We start from the raw sequence: 19,355 nt of genomic DNA, 5'->3' as shown, positions 1-19,355 counted from the left end.
TCACTCAACTTCCTCCACCTCCGTCTTCTGAATGGTTTGGTATACCGACTGGTTGGCATCAAGAATGTAATATGCTAAATCGGCTGCATGTTGATCTTGGTTATTGAGAGAAATATCCACCAGAGCATCAATGCCCACAAGACCCTTCCGGGCCAGCACCTCTGCTGCATTAAAGCGTACCCACCAGCTGGAATCATAGAGCATTTGTTTCAGCAGTCCAATCAGTTTGTTTGACTCATCAACTGAAAAATGGTGCATCGCCTTTGCAATAGCCGCCCGCACCTCCCAGGCTTCTTCTTTCAAATATCGTTCCAATAAACGGGGCAACACATAAGAAGCTTTCGAGGATCCAATGGCCACTACTGAGGCTATGCGCACTTCCTTAGAACACGCCTCATCTTCCATCGCGGCCAAGATGCGATGGATAATTTCATCATCCGCCGCATCCAGTCTGTTTTCAAGGACCCTCATAAATATCACTCTTTCCAGTTCGGTTTCTGCTTTTTCAAGAAATCGCCAGTAAACTGAAGTTTCCAAGGACAGGTTGTTTAGCATTTCGATCGTCCGATCCCTCATTATATCTGCAGCCAACAGTTTTTCCACATAACCCTTCACTTGGGTATCTTCCAGTGGCAGCAGTGAAATGGCATAGCAAGACTGATACATCATTTCAAAGTCTTCACTTTGTATCTGGCTCATCAACACTTCAAAAGCCTTTGGTGATCGCATTACCCCCAACTGTTTTACATGCTTCATCTCCAAGGCATGGTCCTTCGTTTTTCTCAGTACACCCTCCACATATCCCAGTGCCTCACAGACCTGCCTCATCTGTATTGGGTCAAGCTTCACTGATCCCTGGAGCAACTCCAACATTACCTGGGTTTTCATCTCATCACCATCATACATAATGGTTTTTGTATCCTGCACCTGATTATTCACATATGCCTGCAGTTGGGGCAGCATTCTCTGATACATTTGTTGATATTTTTTATACCTTCGCCGGTCACTGAGTTTCAGCTCAACTGTCGTGAGCACCAACAATCCATTGACCAGCACTAAAAGATAGATCACAATCAAAGTTACCCACATGACATATCGGTCCACTTTCATGACCCCTTTCAACAAGGAACATCTCAACGCTCCAAGTATTCCTGCAAAATCTCATAACTTGCCTTAAACCGTTTTTGGTACCGAGGCTCTTTCCATGAATCCCAGCGAAAAGGTTCTATAGGCATCCTAAAAGAGTTTGGTAAGTGGTCTATCACCAAACCATCTTTTTCAACCAGCAAGACCGTCACCCTGAATCCCTCTGTTTCAACTGTTTGAAACTCGTCTCTGGCTGCATAGTCATAAAAAGTCCTAGAATCGTGGATCACTTGGTACGTGGTTGGGTCTGTTACAAGAAGGCGCCCCCAGGGAACACGCAGGTAAATGGCATTTTCTTCCCGATACCAGTGATTGGGTTTTCCCTCCCAAGGGCCTTGATTCAACAGACTGGCCTCTTCACGTATTTCTTCAATCAACCTGCCATCTTTAGTCATCCGCCAGCTGTTGATAATGGGGTTGATGGTTTCAAAGGGCCCTTCACTATCCATTACTGAAGCAAACTGATACCGATCAATGTTATAGGATGGAATCACCATCAGCTTTCCCTGAAGTTGATCCAGCTGAATCATGAACTCCATGCCCGAGGGAGCCTGCAGGGAAATATCTTCCCGGTAACGTCTGGTCCCTTTTTCAGCATCATAAGTATCCAATCCGATCAGCAACTGTTGGTCCTTCAAATCCACTTTTCTATCAAAAAAAATACTTAGGTAAAAAAACGCCTCATTTCCTGCCATTTCCATCCGCTGTATCATTCCATTGCCAACGACAACCTGTTGAGGATCACTGGGATGTATGGGCTCCATGGCAACAATGCCATAGTTTTGCTCCGGATCAATGGCATTGTGCCAGAATACATTGTGTTCATATGGAATCATAAAAGGTTCTGTTGTCCATGTCTTTTTTGCCCACTCATCCATCCAGGCAAAAATAACCCCTCCGGCATACCCTTCACGCCTAATGGTTTCAAACATTCGAATAATGCCTTCACCCTGCTCAACTTCTGTCATTGCCCCGTGGTGGTATCCATCTGGGCTTTCATGAGCATTGCCCATGCCCGTAGCCAAGCCGAACTCTGCCACCAGAGCAGGATAGGCCTGGTGATGTTCCATGAAATGCTTTAAATACCCACCATAGCGAAAAACGCCCTCGTCATCAGTATACGCTGCATACTCCAGTGTATTGTTCATAAAGTCAGGGTAATTGGGATAGATGTGATACGCACCGAATAATCCAGCTTTCATCCGATCACCCGAGAGAAAATGGCGGATATCGATGGACACCCAGTCATTATATTCCAACCGCTTGTCTCCTTCTTCGTTCCACTCTGCGTCATGTTCCATCACATCCAGCGTCGGCCAGCTGACAATGGCAACTGGATGCTGCCATCCATAGATGGATTCCTGGTAAGCCATGACGTGTTCACAGCTTTTGGCCAGCCAGACTTCTGTCGGGCTACCCTGTTCAATACGTAAATAGTCTCCACTGAAACGAGTGATATCATTGTTTTTATCCGTTGCCGCCACCTCTTCTGGTTCCAGTTCCCTGCCGACCAAATATCCCAGTATATACGATGACACATCAGCATCATAATCGCCGTAAGCCCTCCCCCGCCTCTCAGGAATTTGAACATTGCCGTGCACTGCATCCACCACATATTCTATTTCCTTATAGAACGCCTCTATATACGCTTCTCTCAGGTAATCATTTTCTTGCGGGTGTTCTTCCGGCCAAATTTCCTGTAACAACCAGAGGGGATTTTCCGGATGTTGCACATTATAACGCAGCAGCGCCCGGTAGAAAGAGGGATGCATCAAAGTATATACACGAACACTGTTGGCATTCATGGCCCCAATGTCTTCAAACCATTCCATATACACAGATTCCTGTGTAGGAAAATCCGTAAACCAACGTCCGGGAAAAGCAATGCCCAAGTTAACGCCTTCCACGAAAAAATCTTCCCATTGGCCATCTCCATAGATCTGCAGATACCTACCCTTCGTGCGTGAAACCATTTTGGTTCCATCCTCGTGGTACACCGGCCGGTCCTGCACCAACTGAACACCTTCCGGAAGTTGGCGCTCATGGGGCTGCAACTTGACTTCAGCAAGTATTTGCTTCATCAGTGGTACATAACCACGCCAAAAAAAACGATTATCCAATCCCAGTGAAAACCGTTCCATTAACCCAGTCCATCCAGCAACTTTGTAAAAAGGCGGCATACCGGGGTAGTCTGCAAAGTCACCTGCAAAGTAGTAGGTGGTGTACAAGCCAGTACCATTGCGGATCACTGCCGGAAATGTCAAGGGAATGCCTTCTGTCTCCAGTTTGCTCCTACCAGATTCAGAAAGCCGCAACCCATATTCTGCCAACACCGAGTCAGCTTTATCAGGCACAATGATATCAAACCAGTAGTTGTACGCCAGAGTCTCCTCTGTTCCCACAAAGGCTTGTCCTTCTTTTGTCCATTGAAAAGAAACGCCGCCGACTTCCACATCCGCTTCTTCCAGAACAATCACCCGATCCCGGTCATCCACGAAAACAAATCCACTCCCCTGATAAGACCAGTTCTGTTGTTGCTGTTGCTGATAATTGGCCACAGCCCAGTCGGGCACTTCTACCCCTGGGGATAAATCGTCAAAATAGCGGCTGATCCAGCCTGTCCAACGAAGTCCCAGAAGATCATACAAAGCCTCCCTGGCTTCATAACCTGTAGGGCTTCCGAATGTGTTGAACTCTGCCACCACCACAGCACCTTCGTAGGCTGCTTTGCGGATTACCTCAACCTCTTCTTTAGTAATTCCACCATATACCAGCTCAGAACGGTCGCCAGAAACATTCTCCCCATCAAGATCTGCCTGGTAAACCCCATATGTATCCGCAATATAAATAAGGTCAGCACTCTTCTCAAGGGTTTTCAATGATCTAACCCTGTTTTCCCACTCTCTTTCAGGGAAATAACCATAGTAGTCTACCCGTTTATCATACATGCCTCCAGTATCCGGCTTCACAATCTTCTGATTGCGGAGTAACCATACCAGAGACTCATGCTCCCGGTAGCTGGCATCAGGCACCGTCTTGTCTATTATGACAATATCCAATACATTTGCTTCACCCGCATACCACACTATCACGGGAAGAAAAAACAACAACAACAAACAAAAAAACGTTGCCGCAATTCGTTTTCGTTGCATACGCTACCTCCCTCATTGTCACTTCCCTTTTCCTGTTAGAAACCGTCGAAAAAGTGGTAAGTGAATACCACCACCTATTTTCTTCAAAGGGGGATTCCCATGTTCAACTTTACAAAGACCAGTTCAATTTCTACCCTTTTGCAGGTAGTCATCCTGCTCTGGTTCATATGCATTCTTGTGATATCTATGACAGAGGTGAGTTCCGGGTTGAACGCTCCCAGCATTCAGGTTAACCTCCAGCCTGTTCTGATGCCACCATATGAGCCGGCTCCATTCATCAGCACATCAGGCCGCACCATGGTGCCTCTTCGAGCAGTAACAGAAGCAATGAATGCTTCCGTTGACTGGCATGCGCCTACCCAGACAATCACCATTCGCCATGCCGACACTCATATCACTCTTGTACCAGGTGAACCCTGGGCCTCTATAAACGGTATTCAACTCCCACTGGATACGCCTGCAACCATTGTTAACGGTCGTACCTTCGTTCCTCTCCGCTTTGTAGCCGAATCAACGGGTGCTGACATTCAGTGGGACCCGGTTTATCGATTAATCGCCATCACCACCGGCCCGGTGATTGAAGCGGTGGTCTATGAAGAAGCTGTTTATATACTACCCACGCTTCCCTCAGCCCATATTACCATAACCAACCCACTGAATGAAGAGGCTGTCGTCTGGCTTGGCCACAGCCTGCTGAACCCGCTTCATCAGTGGATTGACATACCGGCCGTCAACGTATCTTTAGCTGCACAAGAGACCCAAACCATTTTAAGAGAAATAGACTATGAACACATCTCCCCTAATGAACTGTTGTCTGGACCTTATACTTCCGTCTTTGCAATCTGGGATAAAGATCCTTCCAGCCCAAATGCCCAGAGACTCTACCACTGGCAGCAGCCAGAGGCATTCCGACTCTACCGCCAGCAGGAAAATTTCGATGCCTTGGATCCAAAAATCTGGTTCAGCCGCAGCGGCCAGCTTGGCCGGTCTTCACTAAATCCTCAGAATGTGACGGTACAGAATGGTATGCTCCAAATTCGCCTACCCCGCAGTTCATTGCAGGGTGGAGAGTTGCAAACACAAGAAAAGCTCCATTATGGTTCTTTTGAAGCTAGTATGAAGCTACCCAATGCACCTTCATCCATCACTGGGTTCTTTCTCTATCAAGCACCTGATTTTGACCATGAAATCGATATTGAAGTCTACAATCGCAAAGATTCAGAAGTGATGTTCACCACATATGCTGATGGTGCAGTCAGAAGAGAAGTCGTTTTCCCCTTAGCTTTTGACCCCACCGAATCTTTCCATCAATATCGTTTCGACTACACACCCCAAGCAGTGACCTTCTATATCAATAACCAACTGATGCAGACATGGACCGATGGTTACTCCCACGAGCCTATGTACCTCATGATTAATGCCTGGCACCCCCGCTGGCTTGATGGAACTCCTCCCGATCGTGACCAGTACCTTTGGGTGGAATGGTTACGCTACTGACGCCGACTTGTCATTATTATCCAATTAAATATCAGTTGCTGTTGGAATCACAAAAAGACACCCTTGAGGCAGCTGGCTATCTCTTTTTTAAAAAAGACCCTGTAGCTTTGCGTCCTTACCTTGCGGTAAGTTTGCCACTATCATCTGAATGTCTTATCTACCTTTGAATATTTTTTTCACTTGTTTCCATTTGAATGCGTGATAGTTTCATGCGGATTTCATGGCAAACTCTTAAAAACCAGCGCTTGAGATTACTCACTATGGTACTTTCTTTTCCGAAAAAAGAGTCGCCAATCCGCCGCCAGCCCGTTTTGATTCATACATCACAGAGTCTGCTCTATTCAAAATATCACTCACAGAATCATCCTTTGCATTTATTTCTACAATCCCCAGGCTGAAAGAAGGATTCCACCATGAAGGCCTTTCGTGGTTCTTTAAATTCTTAATGATCTCAAGCAGCTTTTCTGCCATTAAAAGGACTTCATCCCCTTTGCAATGAGGGGCAATAATCACAAACTCATCGCCACCAATCCTGCAGAAAATGTCATTAACTCTAATGTGTTTTCGAATAAATGAAGAGACCCATTTCAATACCTGATCGCCAAATTCGTGACCGTAATCATCATTCACCGCTTTAAACTTATCCAAGTCAATAAAGATGACAGAAAAAGGGGCTCCATATCTTTTCCAATGATTCATTAACTGCTGAATCTCCTGCATGACAAACCTTCGGTTGGGTAATCCAGTAAGCTCGTCTACCATAGACAGATTTTCCAGCCGTTGGTTTGCTTCTTCTAAAGCCCTTGTTCTTTCTCTCACTTTCTCTTCCAGTCCTTCGTTAATGACTTCCAGCTCTTTATTCTTTTGGGATACAAGAAAAAACAACGCTTTCAGCGCTTTTAACAAGGGCTCTGTATTTGCATCATCATCGCTTACTTCCTTTTTAAAAGCTTCCTCAGGAGAAAAGCCTTCTTCCTGAATCCGATCAATTTGCCTCACTAGTCCCTTATCTGTACTCAGAATATGATACGCCAGCCATCGGATCAGAAATTCATTGATTTCACTCAGGCAGCTCTTGTTTTTCAAGTTTTCGGGGATCTCAAAGAATTGATTCACATTGTCTATAAACTCTTTGTGAGCTTTCTCATGATTCTCTTTATGCTGAGAAACTATTGAAAAGGATACCATCAATGCTTCTTCCGTATTGAAATGCTCAAGAGTATAGTCCGTTAGTTTTTTTTGAAGGCTGCTGATGCTTTGGTCATCAATTGCTTCACTTTGTAAAGAGAGTTGCATTAATTCATTAATGGTCATGATGAGACTGCGGTGTTGGTCATCAATGATCTTGTTGCCAGTAACAAAGTCTGAGTCCCATTGAAAAAAGCTGTTCTCCATGGTTCTCCCCCCTTTCTAAAAGCGATAACTCGTGAAAGCTAAGACTCTACTCAAGTTTATTGTTCTTGATTTCCAACAAGTTTGCTAGTTTTCCTATTGCTAAACTACCCTTCAGAACTTCAGCTAATCAAAAACAGTTGGGGCATGGGTCGTTTTGCCCCTCTCTACTGGGTGAAAAATGCTTCAGTTATCCATTCACTTGAAAAGCTGGGACGGATCCCTGCTCTGTTTCACTTGCATACTTATCTTGGCACGTTGTCTTACTGCCATCATCACTTAATCTTCACCGCCACCTATTCTTTCCGATTTTCTGATGCGATGGCACAGCCTGCCCGCAACAACTGGTCATTGGTCACCTCTAAAACCGACTGAGACACACAGGTACTGCCCCGGCATCCAAAAGCACAGCCAGTACCGGAAGGTACTTGTGGTTAGATAAAGTCACTTTTCCCGAAAACAACAGTGACCCAAGCTTCACGCTGCCCATCACCAGAGCAGAAAAGTCGGCAATGTCAATGGTCATTGTCACCTCCGGCACCCGGGATTGACGGGAAAAAGCAAGCTGGTTACCTTCCTTGTAAAGATAGTAAGCACCTTCCTGGTTTGGCAACAGGCGGTCTTTCACATCGATGCACAGGTTGGGAAAGGCTTCAGGGATGCCTTTTTCTGTCAGAACACCCAGCACATGCTCCATGTTGATCACCCGGTACATCATGCCCACTCCCAAGCGGCAGATCTCCTGGTGCCGTGTCTGAAAGGTGCTGAAGTCATCAGAAGAAGGATCATCAAAATACTCACTGAAGTGGGGATCCTGTGTTTCCAGCAGGACCTCTCTCACCTGGTCGGCCTGACTGTGGAGAAAGGTGGAAAAAGCCTGAAAAGCGGCTGTCGTCAATGTCACCATTTCATCTACCATCAGGTCGATTCCATAAACAGTATCTTCTCCCACACGTTTAAACGTGAAGATTAACAAACCCTCCAGCTGTGATTTTTTTCGAAAACCCACCATGATGTGGTCTCCCTGCAGCAGGTCTTCGATTTCTCCTGCCGACTGCTTCATCATGCCGTGATGGGTTTCATAATACCGGTCATACAACTCCTTGATTTCCCCAATGTCGCTGGGACTGAGTTCCACCAAGCCTTCTTTGCTGCTATAGTTGAAAAACCGGGACGGTTTGAGGCGATATTGTCTGACTTGCGCCCCCAGTCCAAAACCCATGTTTCTGTAAAAACCAATATTGAAGGGGTCCAGTACCGCCATGGCAGCACCCTTCTCCACAGCATGTTCCACCGCATCCTTGATCAGTTTGAAGGCTATTTTCTCTTTCTTATGAAACAGATCCGCCGCCAGAGTGGCAATTCCCAGCGCTGTCAGTTGGTTTCCCCTAAAGTTTAAGGGTTGGGTCAACACACGTACTGTCCCAGTTAGCGAACCGTCGTCTTCAAAAAAGCCCTTAAAACAGTCTTCTTCTCCCCGCTGCAAGATCTTGAGAAACATTTTTTCCCGCTTCTCATAAGCGTCTATTCCCAATCCTTTTCCTGCATAGGCATACACTGTCAAACGCTTAAATGCCTCTTTGTCTTCCTGGGTCAGCTTTCGAATATCACTCATGATGATCTCCTTTCGTTGAAACTCTCATCAACAGCAATGAGGGTTCCCATCTTTAATAGTATCTTAAACCACCCGGACAGTTCAATCATTCTTTCATTTGTTACATTCTCCCTGCCCACAGATGTATGGCCATCAGTCTTAAGATGCTCCTCCAACTCTATCATAAGCCGGTGCCAGTTCAGAAAGGGTGCATGGCCTTACCGTTTTTGTCTAATTAAGTATAACTTATCCATCTTCGTTTGTAGATATATCATCAGGATATATGCCACTCGTTTTTTAGGATATACGTCATCTTGTTTCTATCGTTTAACCCTAACACCTGGTACTTTGGAAACGTTTTCAGGAAAATGTGGTAGAATCAAATTGCATTTTTATTGATAAGTACTTGTCAATGAATGATACCCGGCCTTAATGGTTAATCATTTGATGCCAGGAGAATCCATTCAGCGCTAAAGTAACTTGCCGTAATAACTATCTTTAGAAAGGAATTGAGTACATGGACAAAAAACAGATAGTGTCAGCAGTGGTTCTGGTGGTCCTGACTGTAGGTCTACTCTTCAGCTTTAATGCTATGGGTACCAATGTTTCAAATGTTTCAGCAGATACTGCAAACTATGAAGTGACCGCCGAAGGTTATGGCGGTCCTATTCGGCTTATGGTCTACGTTAAAGGCACAGAGATTGTCAACATTGAACTTCTGGAACAAAATGAAACCCAGAATATCGGAGACAAAGCCATTGATGAGATGATCACAAAAATCCTTGAGAATCAATCTGCAGATGTTGACGTACATGCCGGAGCAACTGTATCTTCCAATGCAGTCATCGCTGCAGTGAGTAATGCCCTTGGTGAAGCAGGTGTAACAATGGGAGGATCTGACGCAGCTCACAAGGATCCAACCGACGAGAATTCCACTGCCTATGAAGCTGAAGGAACGCTCGCTGTTGGTTCAGGGTACGGCGGAGACATTGTCCTTGATGTTGTTATGGATGGGGATAAAATTGCAGATATTAAGTTGTTGGATCAAAACGAAACAGAAAATCTCGGAGATGTGGCAGTTGATGCCATGATCAAGAAAATTCTTCAGTCCCAGAGCACGGATGTGGACGTTGAATCCGGAGCCACGGTTTCGTCTCAAGCTGTTCTGACTGCTGTGGGCACAGTCACCGGTCAACAAATATCTGAAGCCGCAGCACCCCAAGATCCTGCTGCTGCATATGATCTGGAATCCTATGAACCGGAAGGGATTTTAGTGTCTGGCAAGGGATTTCAAGATCGTTATGACATCTTTATGGACGTCATCTTTACCGGAAACGAAATCACGGAAATTCGTGTTATTGAGCATAAGGAAACAAAAGGATTTGGTGACGGAGCATTGAGAGTGGTACCAGAGCGAATCGTGAACCAGCAAACAACCGAGGTCGATGTACAGACCGGCGCAACATGGACTTCCAATGCTGCGATGAAAATTGTTCAGCAAGCAGTTGAACATGCCGGGGTGAACCTTGCTGAACGTGAAAAGGGAGAAGTTTCAGCACCAACAGCAAGTAGTAGTGGGGGCGGAACCTGATAGAACTCTGTCTGCGAGTTCGCAGACATAAGTGTTTAATCTGCTAAACACATTTATCCATGATTAAATCTTCAATATCCTTATCAAAAGAGGAGGGTTACATGTGAGTGATGATATGAAACATATTAGCCGAAAAGACTTTCTAAAGAAGATGGGCACCACCTTTACAGGAGTTGCTCTTCTTGGAGGAATGGGCAGTATTCTCACGGCATGCAGTGAAGAAGAGATGACTGAAGCAGCAGAGCAAATGGGACTGGCGCCGGAGCAGGTTGAATATCCGGTTCCTTACGCAAGAATCGATCCCGATAAAGCTGCAGAAAGAGCCTATAAATATTATAAAGAAAAAGGTGGCTGAGGCGTTGGGACAGCCGAAGGTCTTTTCGGCTACTTGGCAGAAGAGGTGGGTTATCCTTATAACCAAATCCCCACGATGATGTATCGTTCTTTTGCTGGTGGATTCGCCCTGGAAGCTTCTTTATGTGGAACCCTGGCAGTGGCCGCCGGTTTTATCGGTTTGGTTGCCGGTGACAAGCAGAATGCATTGGTAAAAGAACTTTTTGATTGGTACAAACTTGCGGAACTACCCGTGTATAACCCAGACTTCCCTGACCACGCCATCACTGTTGCCGAATCAACTCTGTGCTATGATTCGGTCTCAAAGTTTATTGAAAAAGAAGGGGTCGCTTTTGGCTCTTCCGAACGATCCAGCCGCTGTGCCGGAGTTGCAGCAGAAGTTGTTCGAACAACTGCAACAATCTTAAATCGCGAACTGACTTAAGCAAAGGAATTATTTGAAGTTAAAGAAACCACACCGACCACCACAGCAAAAAACCGCCCAAAATGCTCATCAACTGATGGAAGCTTTGGGCGGTTATTTTATTGAAGAACGTCCTGCACCTTAATCTTCAAAGGTGCCTCGTTTCACTGGTTTTCCTTCTGCTACCATCACCTGTCCACGGGCAATAACCGTATCAACGAGGAGTGAACCCGGCTCTACCAACACCAAATCTGCTGCCATGCCCACACCAATACGTCCTTTCCCTGCCAGCTTTAAGTGGCTGGCTGGCGTGGAGGTAATGGCTTGAAGAGCTGTAGGAAAAGACACACCTGCTGCAGTCACAGCATCTTGTACCGACTGGAGCAGACTGCTGGCTTTTCCAACTGCCAGACCTGTCAGGTTGCCCTGGTGATCGAAGGCCGGCAGACTTCCCTGGGCATCAGAGCTGAAAGAAAGACGTTCAATGGGGATGCCTGCATCCAGCGCTTTGGCCAAGGCTTCATGGGCCGCCACTTCACCTGCTTCTAAAAACTGGGGCACAGTGCTGGTGGTGAAGTCCATCCATCCCCCTGATTTGCCATAGGTAAGGGCTTCTTCAAATACCTGTTCGCTTCGATTTTGATGAGTGGGTAGAAACTGAGAAAGGGGAATGGCGGCATCCCTGGCCACCTGCTGCAACATTTCCAATCCACCCGGGGTATCCCCCAGGTGGATGTTCACCACCCCTGCTTTTCCTGACAGCATCCCCCCCACCCGGGCAGATGCTGTCAGTTTTTTTAATGCTTCCAGACTTGGTTGAGAAGACCGGTGGTCTGCCAGGGCAATCTCTCCCACGCCGATCACTGGCGCCAGGTACAGAAGATCCTCTTCAATGCTGTCCATTAAAGTTCGGGGAGGCACTTGATAAGAACCTGTCCAGGCAAAGGCAGTGATTCCTTCATGGGTAAGGGCCTGTGCTTTTGCCAGCAGGTTACCCATGGTGCGGGTGAAACCATCTGTCCCCAAACACCCCACCACCGTTGTGACTCCTGCCATGGTTAGGTCTGACAGCATAATTTCAGGAGTTCGAGTATGGGGCCCCCCTTCGCCGCCACCCCCGGTAAGGTGCAGGTGGGTGTCAATGAAGCCGGGAAGGAGCCATCGTCCCTGACCCTGAATAACCTGTACTTCCGGCAGTAACGTACCAGGATCAATCCGTTCCTGAATGGCTACGATCTGTTCTCCTGCCACTAACACATCCTTCAGCCCCAACGGCCTCGGAGTGTAGAGCTCTACATTTTTCAACAAAATCATTTATTTTCCTCCTGTCGAACCCAGTGAACGCTCACTGACAAGGAACTGGGGCAATTTAGCTGTATCCAAGCATCACTGCCACTACCATGACCACCGATGCAAGGGTAAAGAGAATTGCTTGAAATTTGATTTGAAACTTAAACCATTTGCTCCAGTCCAGTTTGGCAACACCCAGTACTCCCATGAGACATCCTGAAGTGGGAACAATTAGGTTGGTGAAACCGTCACCCAACTGGAATGCCAGCACGGCCACCTGACGGGTGACACCTACAATGTCTGCCAAAGGGGCCATGAGGGGCATGACCAACGCCGCCTGCCCGGATCCTGACACCACAAAGAAGTTGAACACCGACTGAAACACATACATCATCCAGGCAGAAATCACTGGCGGCAAGTGGCCGACAGCACTACCCATGGAGTGAAGAATGGTGTTCAGCACCGTTCCTTGGGTGGGATCAGTGCCTCCCAGCACCAAAATAATTCCCTGAGCCATTCCCACCACCATGGCAGCACCCACCAGTTCTTTTGCCCCGTCGCGAAATGCGCTGGCAATGTCATTGACAGTCATGTTGTTCAGCCTGAAGATCACACCGATGATACCGGACACCAGGCCCATGACAAAGAACTGGGTTGCGATTTCTGGAATATAGTATTCATGCTGCATCACACCCCAGACCACCCACACAACACCCAAAAGAATGGTCAGCAATACCAGTGCGTCTCCTGTGCTAAAGCTGCTTTCTATGTGCTGACGGCCTTCAAAGTCTTCCCGATAGTAAGCATCTGACTCATATGAAACAGATTTGGTGGGATCTTTGCGAATACGTTGAGCATACACATAAGTATACCCAATCCCCAAAGCGGTAAAGAAGACCCACAAGCCAATACGAAACCCAGCTCCAGAGAGGACCGGCAGGCCAGAAACGCCTTGGGCCACTGCCAAACTGAAGGGATTCATCCAGGAAGTGGCAAACCCAATCTGGGTGGCCACGTAAGTGATACAAATCCCGGTGACAGCATCATATCCCATGGCAATCATAAGGGGTACCAGAATCATGGCAAAGGGAATAGCTTCTTCACCCATGCCAAAAACGGCTCCGCCCAGGGAAAATAGAAAGAAAATCAAAGGAATAGCAAGCGATTCTCTGCCCTTGGTGCGCTTAATCATGGCCAGTATCCCATTTTCAACAGCCCCTGTTTTCAGGATAATACCAAAGGCTCCTCCAATGACCAGAATAAAAGCAATAATCCCAACAGCAGTTCCCCATTTACTTCCGGTAACCAAGCCTTCAAATGTATAATTGAGAAGGCCCACGCCGCCGAATGGTTCGAAAAGACGAATGCCCTCCCGCACCGTCTCCCCTTCTTCTGTCATCACCAGTTGAAAGGTGTCTGGATCCAGCACCGTCCGACTTTTCTCCGCACCGTCTTGCACATAGGCGACTTCATGCATCTCAAACTGTCCCAGAGGTACCACATAGGTCATTAGAGCCGCCAGCACCACCACAAAAAAGATGATGACATAGGTGTCAGGCATTTGCCACCGTTGCTTCAGCTTATGTCCCTTGCTTTGCTTCTTCTCCTCAGTCATTTCTCCTCACTCCTCTTTTTCTTTTCACGATTCAAAATCAAGGAACCGTTTTCTATTCATAGTGCATAGTCCGTGCCAGGTTGTGAAAAGAATCAGAAAAAAATGGTGGCAACCATCATACCGCTTGTAAATACTCTCTAAAACATTTATTATCCCCTTTAATGATCTCCTTCCTATTGAAAGGAAACACCTGAGGCTTCTCATAAAACAGGTGCTTTCTGGTTATTTCTCCAGTTAAGCACCTGTTTTCGCCAATTTTCAACCTTATCTGTTTCCTTTATTAGCTTTTCCATTTCTTGTTTAGGTTTTTCATCTTTACTGACTTTCTAACTTTGCTGGGTTAATGCGCCTTGCTGGCTGGCTATCGCTCTTTCTGTATCAACTGACGCCAGGCCAACCTTCCTGCTTCGGTGAGGCGACTGCCCTGACGGCCCACTCCAGCCGTCAGGTGGCCTTTTTCTTCCAGCTCTACCAACGCCATCCGCACTTTGTGGGCTGTCCATCCTCCCAGGGGATCCTCTGCATTCATAGCTGCCAGCAAGCTGCCCCGGCCAGGGCTCTGTCCCCGGTCTTCCAGTTCTCCCACCTTTACCATCAACCGCTGAAGCGGCGTAAGATGACGAATCAGGAACGGTTTTTCCCGGTTTTCTGATGGGGTGAAAAAAGCGGCGGCCGGCAGGTGTGCCATGGTCATCAGAGGGGTATCTGCCACCGCCAGCATATAACTCACAGTGTTCTGCAGTTCCCGGACATTTCCCGGCCAGTGATAGGAGACCAGGGCGCGGGAAACATCTTCCGATAACTGGATGAGTCGGCTGGTTTCCAGGCGAATAAAATGCTGTGCCAAATCCAGCACATCTTCCCGGCGGTGACGCAGCGGAGGAAGGTTTAGGTATCCCATCTTCAAGCGGTAATACAAGTCTTCACGGAACTGGCCCTGGGCCACCAGCTGCTCCAGACTGCGGTTGGTGGCAGCCACAATGCGTACGTCTATGGTACGGATTGCCTGCCCTCCCACGGGCATTATTTCTTTTTCCTGCAGTACCCGCAACAGACGCGCCTGCACCTTTAGAGACACATCCCCGATCTCATCCAAAAACAGGGTTCCCCCATCAGCCTGCTCAAAAAGACCAATCTTTCCACCTTTACGGGCACCGGTAAAAGAGCCTTCTTCATAGCCAAACAACTCACTTTCAATTAACTCGTCGGAAAGAGCGCTGAAGTTCACCGCCAAAAAGGGGCCTTGCTGTCGTGGAGAGGCGTTATGGATGGCGCTGGCAAAAATTTCTTTCCCCGTCCCACTCTCCCCGACCAGCAACACGGTGAGACCACTGGCTGCCAGTTTTTTGGCCGTGTTCACCACCTGTGTCAAAGAGGGAGAAGTGCCCACTAAATCGTCAAAGGTATATCGGGCGTAATGACCTTTGCGAACTAAGTCCCTTTTGATTTGCTGACCAGAGGCAATGGTTTCTGCCACATTTTGGAAAACAGCGGTGGTTTCGCCTGTCTGCAAACTTTCCAGCCGTTTTACCAACACCGGCTGATCAAACAGGGTAAACACCCGTTCGCTCGCTCCCGGAGTCATCAAAAATTGCCGCAGCTCCCGAAAAGGAATGAGACGGCCGAGGGAAAGGCCTCCCTGTCGGAGGTTGGGTAAATGAAGGAGCCTTCGCGCATTCTCATTGATGAAGGAGATCATTCCCTGCTGATCAAAAACCAGCAACCCGTCGTTCAAACCATCCAGCACTGCCTGTAAATGACGGTTCAGTGATTCAATGGCTTCATGGGATCGGGCCAGCCGGCCTGCCATGTGGATGATTTTTTTCAGATATCCTTCGGAGAATACAGTAGAGCAACCGTCAAACAGATCCAGCTTTTCCAATAGCTGGACAACGGTGGAAAAATCGCAGACCCGCGGGCCAATATCCACCACCTGGGTCACTCCCCGGGGAACCAGCGCCGGTTCTCCCGGAGTGATGCCATAGACAGGAATAGGGTGGGGCAAGGGAGCTTCCGGCCACCAGGGAATCAGATTCACATGGTCCACGCCAATACGATGAAGAGCCGCCACACTTTCCTGAGCAGATGCCGGCACGTCATTCACCAGCAGCACCGCCGAGCCGGCAGGAATGCGCATGACCTGCTCCAAGTGGTCCATGGCAATGCTGCGAGCTGCAGTGAGGGTTTTTTGCTCTTTCTTCAGCCGATTCATAGCCATCATTTCATCTTCCACCTGAGGGCTTGAAAAAAGAATTAAGTCTGCTGTCAGTTCAGCCGGCAACCCCGTATCAATGGCATAGCTCACAACTGATACATGACTACCATCAAATATGACCCGCAGCTGTTTTTCCAGAGACCTTTGCGTGGGCTCAGTGCCAGTAATAAGTATCAGATGTTGGGTTTTCATGGCGTCCCTCCATAGAAAAAATGACCCGAACGAATCAATGGCCCATAACAGACAGACCCTTATTTGGCAGTTCCGGCATAAACACCTCGCCGAACGACCCATTCCATAGGACCTTGGTGGTAACGCTTCATCCACAGGGTACTTGCCCACAACTGAAACAGATACACGCCCACAACAATGGCAGTCATCCGGGCAGGCCCCAGCATCCCGTAGTAGCCCAGTCCATAACCATACAGCAACAGAGATCCGAAGGTTGTCTGGAACAGGTAGTTGGTCAGTGACATCTTCCCAAGACAGCTGAAAGGCAAGAGCATTTTTTCCGGCAGAATACGTGTCAAGTCCCGCAACAGTACTAAGTAGCCAAAGGCCATTGCTGGACCACTAATGGGGAACAGGGCGTAGGCCAGGTCGTAATGCAGGGGAAACTCACTCCAGAAAAGAGCGTACCCAATAAATCCCAGAAAAAATGTAAGAAAGCCCGTTGACAACCAAAGGCCGCGATGGTGGTGGTAATCATCCCTCCAAAAGCCTCCTCTGACACTGGCACCTCCCAGTACCATCAGTCCTCCCACCTGCAGATAATAGCTGGCGCTGGCCATTGTCTCAAAAAAACCATCCCCAAAACCGCTCAGGTAGGCAGCCAAAAAATCCTGGATACGCTTTTGGGCAATGACCCCAAAAGACCCGTGACGGTAAACCTGAGCATCTTCCAGCAACATCTCCTCCGAACAATACTCGTCCACTGATTCATCAACCATCTGACCACTGGCGTGGTACCACCCTGTATAAAGGAGCAACATCATCGTAGGTACCAGTAATAGTCCCAGGCCAGTTTTCAGAAGTGCTGTGGCTTGAAGGTTCCTCAGCAGGAGGACCATCGTGCCTGTCAATGCGTATAACAGCAATATGTCACCCCACCAAACCAGCAGAACGTGAAAAGCTCCAAAAAGAGCCAGCAACAACAGGCGGCGCAATAATAAACGCATCGGTGATTTGAGTTCGGATTTCTTGTTATCAAGAAAAAGAAACAGGCTAGCTCCAAAGAGAAATGAGAACAATGGGTAAAACTTGTCGGCAAAAAACAGATACACCAAGTCGTTCACGAACACATCCCGAGAACTCTTCACACCTGCAAAAGTCTCCTCCACAAGGCATAAGGCAGTGTTCATACTGGGCAGATTCACCAGAAAAACCCCAAAGAGGGCAACTCCCCTTATCATATCAATGCTTTGAATGCGCTGACTATTGGCCAGCTTTGGTAAATCTTTCACATGAGCACCTCCATTTGTGCAATCCTTTGGTAGACTCTGGCAGCAGTAAGACTCTTTCCTTAGCATCATAACAGATTTTTTTCAATGAAGTAAGATATTGCTAAAAAAGCGCGTGATCCGGGTCATCTGAAACAGCACTGAAGCATGTGGCATCTGCCTCTTAAAATTCCCCAACTTTCTGATATCTTTATTCATTATACAACACAATCAGTCAGGTCAATAGCAGGTTTTGTGGTTTTTGGAGCATCGCTGATTATCATTTCAGACAATATCTCTTTTCACCATTAGCCCCAAAACCCCCAGCACCAAAAAGAGCACCCCCAAACCGCCAAAGGTGAAGGATGCGTGCACCGTGTCGAAGGCTCCCATCAGCGGCGGCAGCACCGCCAGGGAAAGGGACCAGAACAAACCAATAAAGGCCATGGCGGTGCCCATCAAATGTTGGGGCATCACCTCTCCCACAAAAACCAGGGCAACTGTCTGCAAGGCACCACTGGAAAAACCAATGAGGCAGATAATGAGCACCTGCAGACCAAAATGGCTGGTGAGGGGAATGAGGAAGAACCCTGCCGCCCCCATGAGAATACTGCCAAAGAACATTCCTGTAAACTTGATTTTTTCAAGATAAATACCGCTAAGAAAACCGCCTGGTGCCGAAGAAAGCGCCCGAAGGCCCACCAAAAGCCCCACCAGTGTGGAAGAAAAACCCAGCTGGTTCTGCATGTAAATGGGATAAAAGGAGCTGACCAGCGCCCAGGAAGTAGCCCCGCAAAAGGTGGCAATGCCGGCAAAGTACAGGGGTTTCTCCTTGATCACCACCAGCATGGACTCCATTAACCCCATGGTTTGGCCCGTGGTTTCACCCGGGTGCAGCCGGGGCAGGGCCAGCGTCACCAGCATTAAAATCACCGACACCCCCAACAGAACAGCGAAGGATTTTTCAGGCCCCACCAGATCTTTGCTGTACCCGCCTGCCAGAGGCCCCACAATGCCGGCCACTCCGGTTAATAAATTAAACATGCCCATGCGGTACCCCAGAGTGCGGTGGCTCATGGAGGCCACATAAGCTTGGGTGGATGGCCAGAACAAGGTACTGGAAACACCTGAGAACAGTTGAATCACAATGAAAAATGGCAATAAAGGCCTGGCGAAAAAGAAAATAATGGACAACAGAAAGGCGGCACTGCTCAGCTTGGTGGCATTGTGCTGGCCAATCCGATCGATATACGCTCCCATGGGCAACCGTAAGATCACCTGAAAGACGGCAGAAACCGATACCAGTGCTCCAATCAACATGGGACTGAACACCAGGTGATCCAGGTATAAAGGAAACAGGAACAAGTACATGGATAACGCCAAATTATATAAAATGACCACCGCATAGATGGATTGAGCCGCCATTGTCATGATTCCCCCTGTTTGTTCTCTCGTTCAATTATCTTCTTATTGTGCTTCTTCTGAATTACAGATCCGGCAGCAACACCCAACATCCCTTTATAACTCCCTCTATAACCGGGTCCCTGTATCACCGTTACGCTGGCTCCAAGCACTTGCCCAGAAGAAAATTCAACATCTTATCATGTTCTTGTATACTGGAAACAGCACGGGTGAGCATTCATGAGTATAAAGGTTACTGTGGTCGT

At 47.7% G+C, this 19,355-nt stretch carries 13 protein-coding genes, 1 pseudogene and 1 riboswitch; of the genes and pseudogenes, 4 read left to right on the top strand and 10 right to left on the bottom strand.

The genetic code is table 11. The features are described 5' to 3' along the window. Both AAIG11_RS00070 and AAIG11_RS00065 read right to left on the bottom strand, forming a co-directional pair. Complete coding sequence (locus AAIG11_RS00070) at window positions 1-1,089, bottom strand: HEAT repeat domain-containing protein (protein WP_343184240.1); 1,089 nt, start codon at window positions 1,087-1,089, stop codon at window positions 1-3. A 44-nt stretch (window positions 1,090-1,133) separates the two neighbouring features. Beyond that, window positions 1,134-4,298 carry a hypothetical protein gene (locus AAIG11_RS00065; RefSeq protein ID WP_343184239.1) on the bottom strand — a complete coding sequence of 1,055 codons (3,165 nt, stop codon included), beginning with the start codon at window positions 4,296-4,298 and terminating at the stop codon, window positions 1,134-1,136. Between the two features lie 99 nt (window positions 4,299-4,397). Here AAIG11_RS00065 and AAIG11_RS00060 point away from each other — a divergent pair, with 99 nt between their 5' ends. After that, window positions 4,398-5,795 carry a stalk domain-containing protein gene (locus AAIG11_RS00060; RefSeq protein ID WP_343184238.1) on the top strand — a complete coding sequence of 466 codons (1,398 nt, stop codon included), beginning with the start codon at window positions 4,398-4,400 and terminating at the stop codon, window positions 5,793-5,795. 64 nt (window positions 5,796-5,859) lie between these two features. Then, a riboswitch (cyclic di-GMP riboswitch) is annotated at window positions 5,860-5,941 on the bottom strand. A 112-nt stretch (window positions 5,942-6,053) separates the two neighbouring features. Here AAIG11_RS00060 and AAIG11_RS00055 read toward each other — a convergent pair. The 3 genes from AAIG11_RS00055 to AAIG11_RS00045 form a co-directional block, all read right to left on the bottom strand. Continuing rightward, window positions 6,054-7,190, bottom strand: coding sequence for a GGDEF domain-containing protein (locus tag AAIG11_RS00055; protein ID WP_343184237.1), 1,137 nt, complete (start codon window positions 7,188-7,190; stop codon window positions 6,054-6,056). Window positions 7,191-7,548: 358 nt separating this feature from the next. Continuing rightward, window positions 7,549-8,802 carry a GNAT family N-acetyltransferase gene (locus AAIG11_RS00050; protein ID WP_343184236.1) on the bottom strand — a complete coding sequence of 418 codons (1,254 nt, stop codon included), beginning with the start codon at window positions 8,800-8,802 and terminating at the stop codon, window positions 7,549-7,551. Then, window positions 8,799-8,966 (bottom strand): hypothetical protein, encoded by a 168-nt coding sequence (locus tag AAIG11_RS00045; protein WP_343184235.1) that lies wholly within the window; start codon window positions 8,964-8,966, stop codon window positions 8,799-8,801. Before AAIG11_RS00045 ends, AAIG11_RS00050 begins: the two co-directional genes overlap by 4 nt. A 332-nt stretch (window positions 8,967-9,298) precedes the next feature. Here AAIG11_RS00045 and AAIG11_RS00040 point away from each other — a divergent pair, with 332 nt between their 5' ends. From AAIG11_RS00040 to AAIG11_RS00030, 3 genes and pseudogenes are all read left to right on the top strand, one after another. Further along, window positions 9,299-10,372 carry an FMN-binding protein gene (locus AAIG11_RS00040; RefSeq protein ID WP_343184234.1) on the top strand — a complete coding sequence of 358 codons (1,074 nt, stop codon included), beginning with the start codon at window positions 9,299-9,301 and terminating at the stop codon, window positions 10,370-10,372. A gap of 103 nt (window positions 10,373-10,475) precedes the next feature. After that, a complete protein-coding gene (locus tag AAIG11_RS00035; RefSeq protein WP_343184233.1) occupies window positions 10,476-10,727 on the top strand; it encodes a hypothetical protein in 252 nt (83 codons plus the stop codon). A 24-nt stretch (window positions 10,728-10,751) separates the two neighbouring features. Further along, a pseudogene (locus AAIG11_RS00030) lies at window positions 10,752-11,150 on the top strand (C-GCAxxG-C-C family protein); the annotation flags it as partial. Between the two features lie 120 nt (window positions 11,151-11,270). On the opposite strand, the gene iadA reads toward AAIG11_RS00030, so the two are convergent. The 5 genes from iadA to AAIG11_RS00005 form a co-directional block, all read right to left on the bottom strand. After that, window positions 11,271-12,443: a beta-aspartyl-peptidase gene (gene iadA, locus AAIG11_RS00025; RefSeq protein ID WP_343184232.1), complete on the bottom strand. Its 1,173-nt coding sequence runs from the start codon at window positions 12,441-12,443 to the stop codon at window positions 11,271-11,273. Between the two features lie 55 nt (window positions 12,444-12,498). Next, the gene (yfcC, locus tag AAIG11_RS00020; protein ID WP_343184231.1) at window positions 12,499-14,034 is read right to left on the bottom strand and encodes a putative basic amino acid antiporter YfcC; all 1,536 of its coding nucleotides are present in this window, start codon (window positions 14,032-14,034) and stop codon (window positions 12,499-12,501) included. A 361-nt stretch (window positions 14,035-14,395) separates the two neighbouring features. After that, a complete protein-coding gene (locus AAIG11_RS00015; RefSeq protein ID WP_343184230.1) occupies window positions 14,396-16,441 on the bottom strand; it encodes a sigma-54 interaction domain-containing protein in 2,046 nt (681 codons plus the stop codon). 59 nt (window positions 16,442-16,500) lie between these two features. Continuing rightward, the gene (locus AAIG11_RS00010; protein ID WP_343184229.1) at window positions 16,501-17,712 is read right to left on the bottom strand and encodes a DUF418 domain-containing protein; all 1,212 of its coding nucleotides are present in this window, start codon (window positions 17,710-17,712) and stop codon (window positions 16,501-16,503) included. Window positions 17,713-17,973: 261 nt separating this feature from the next. Further along, a complete protein-coding gene (locus AAIG11_RS00005; RefSeq protein WP_343184228.1) occupies window positions 17,974-19,119 on the bottom strand; it encodes an MFS transporter in 1,146 nt (381 codons plus the stop codon). Window positions 19,120-19,355 lie beyond the last annotated feature (236 nt).

This window comes from Anoxynatronum sibiricum (assembly GCF_039414295.1).
GTDB lineage: Bacteria > Bacillota > Clostridia > Peptostreptococcales > Tindalliaceae > Anoxynatronum > Anoxynatronum sibiricum.
The sequence above is the reverse complement of the archived record's forward strand: the minus strand, read 5'-3'. Positions and strand labels throughout refer to the sequence as shown.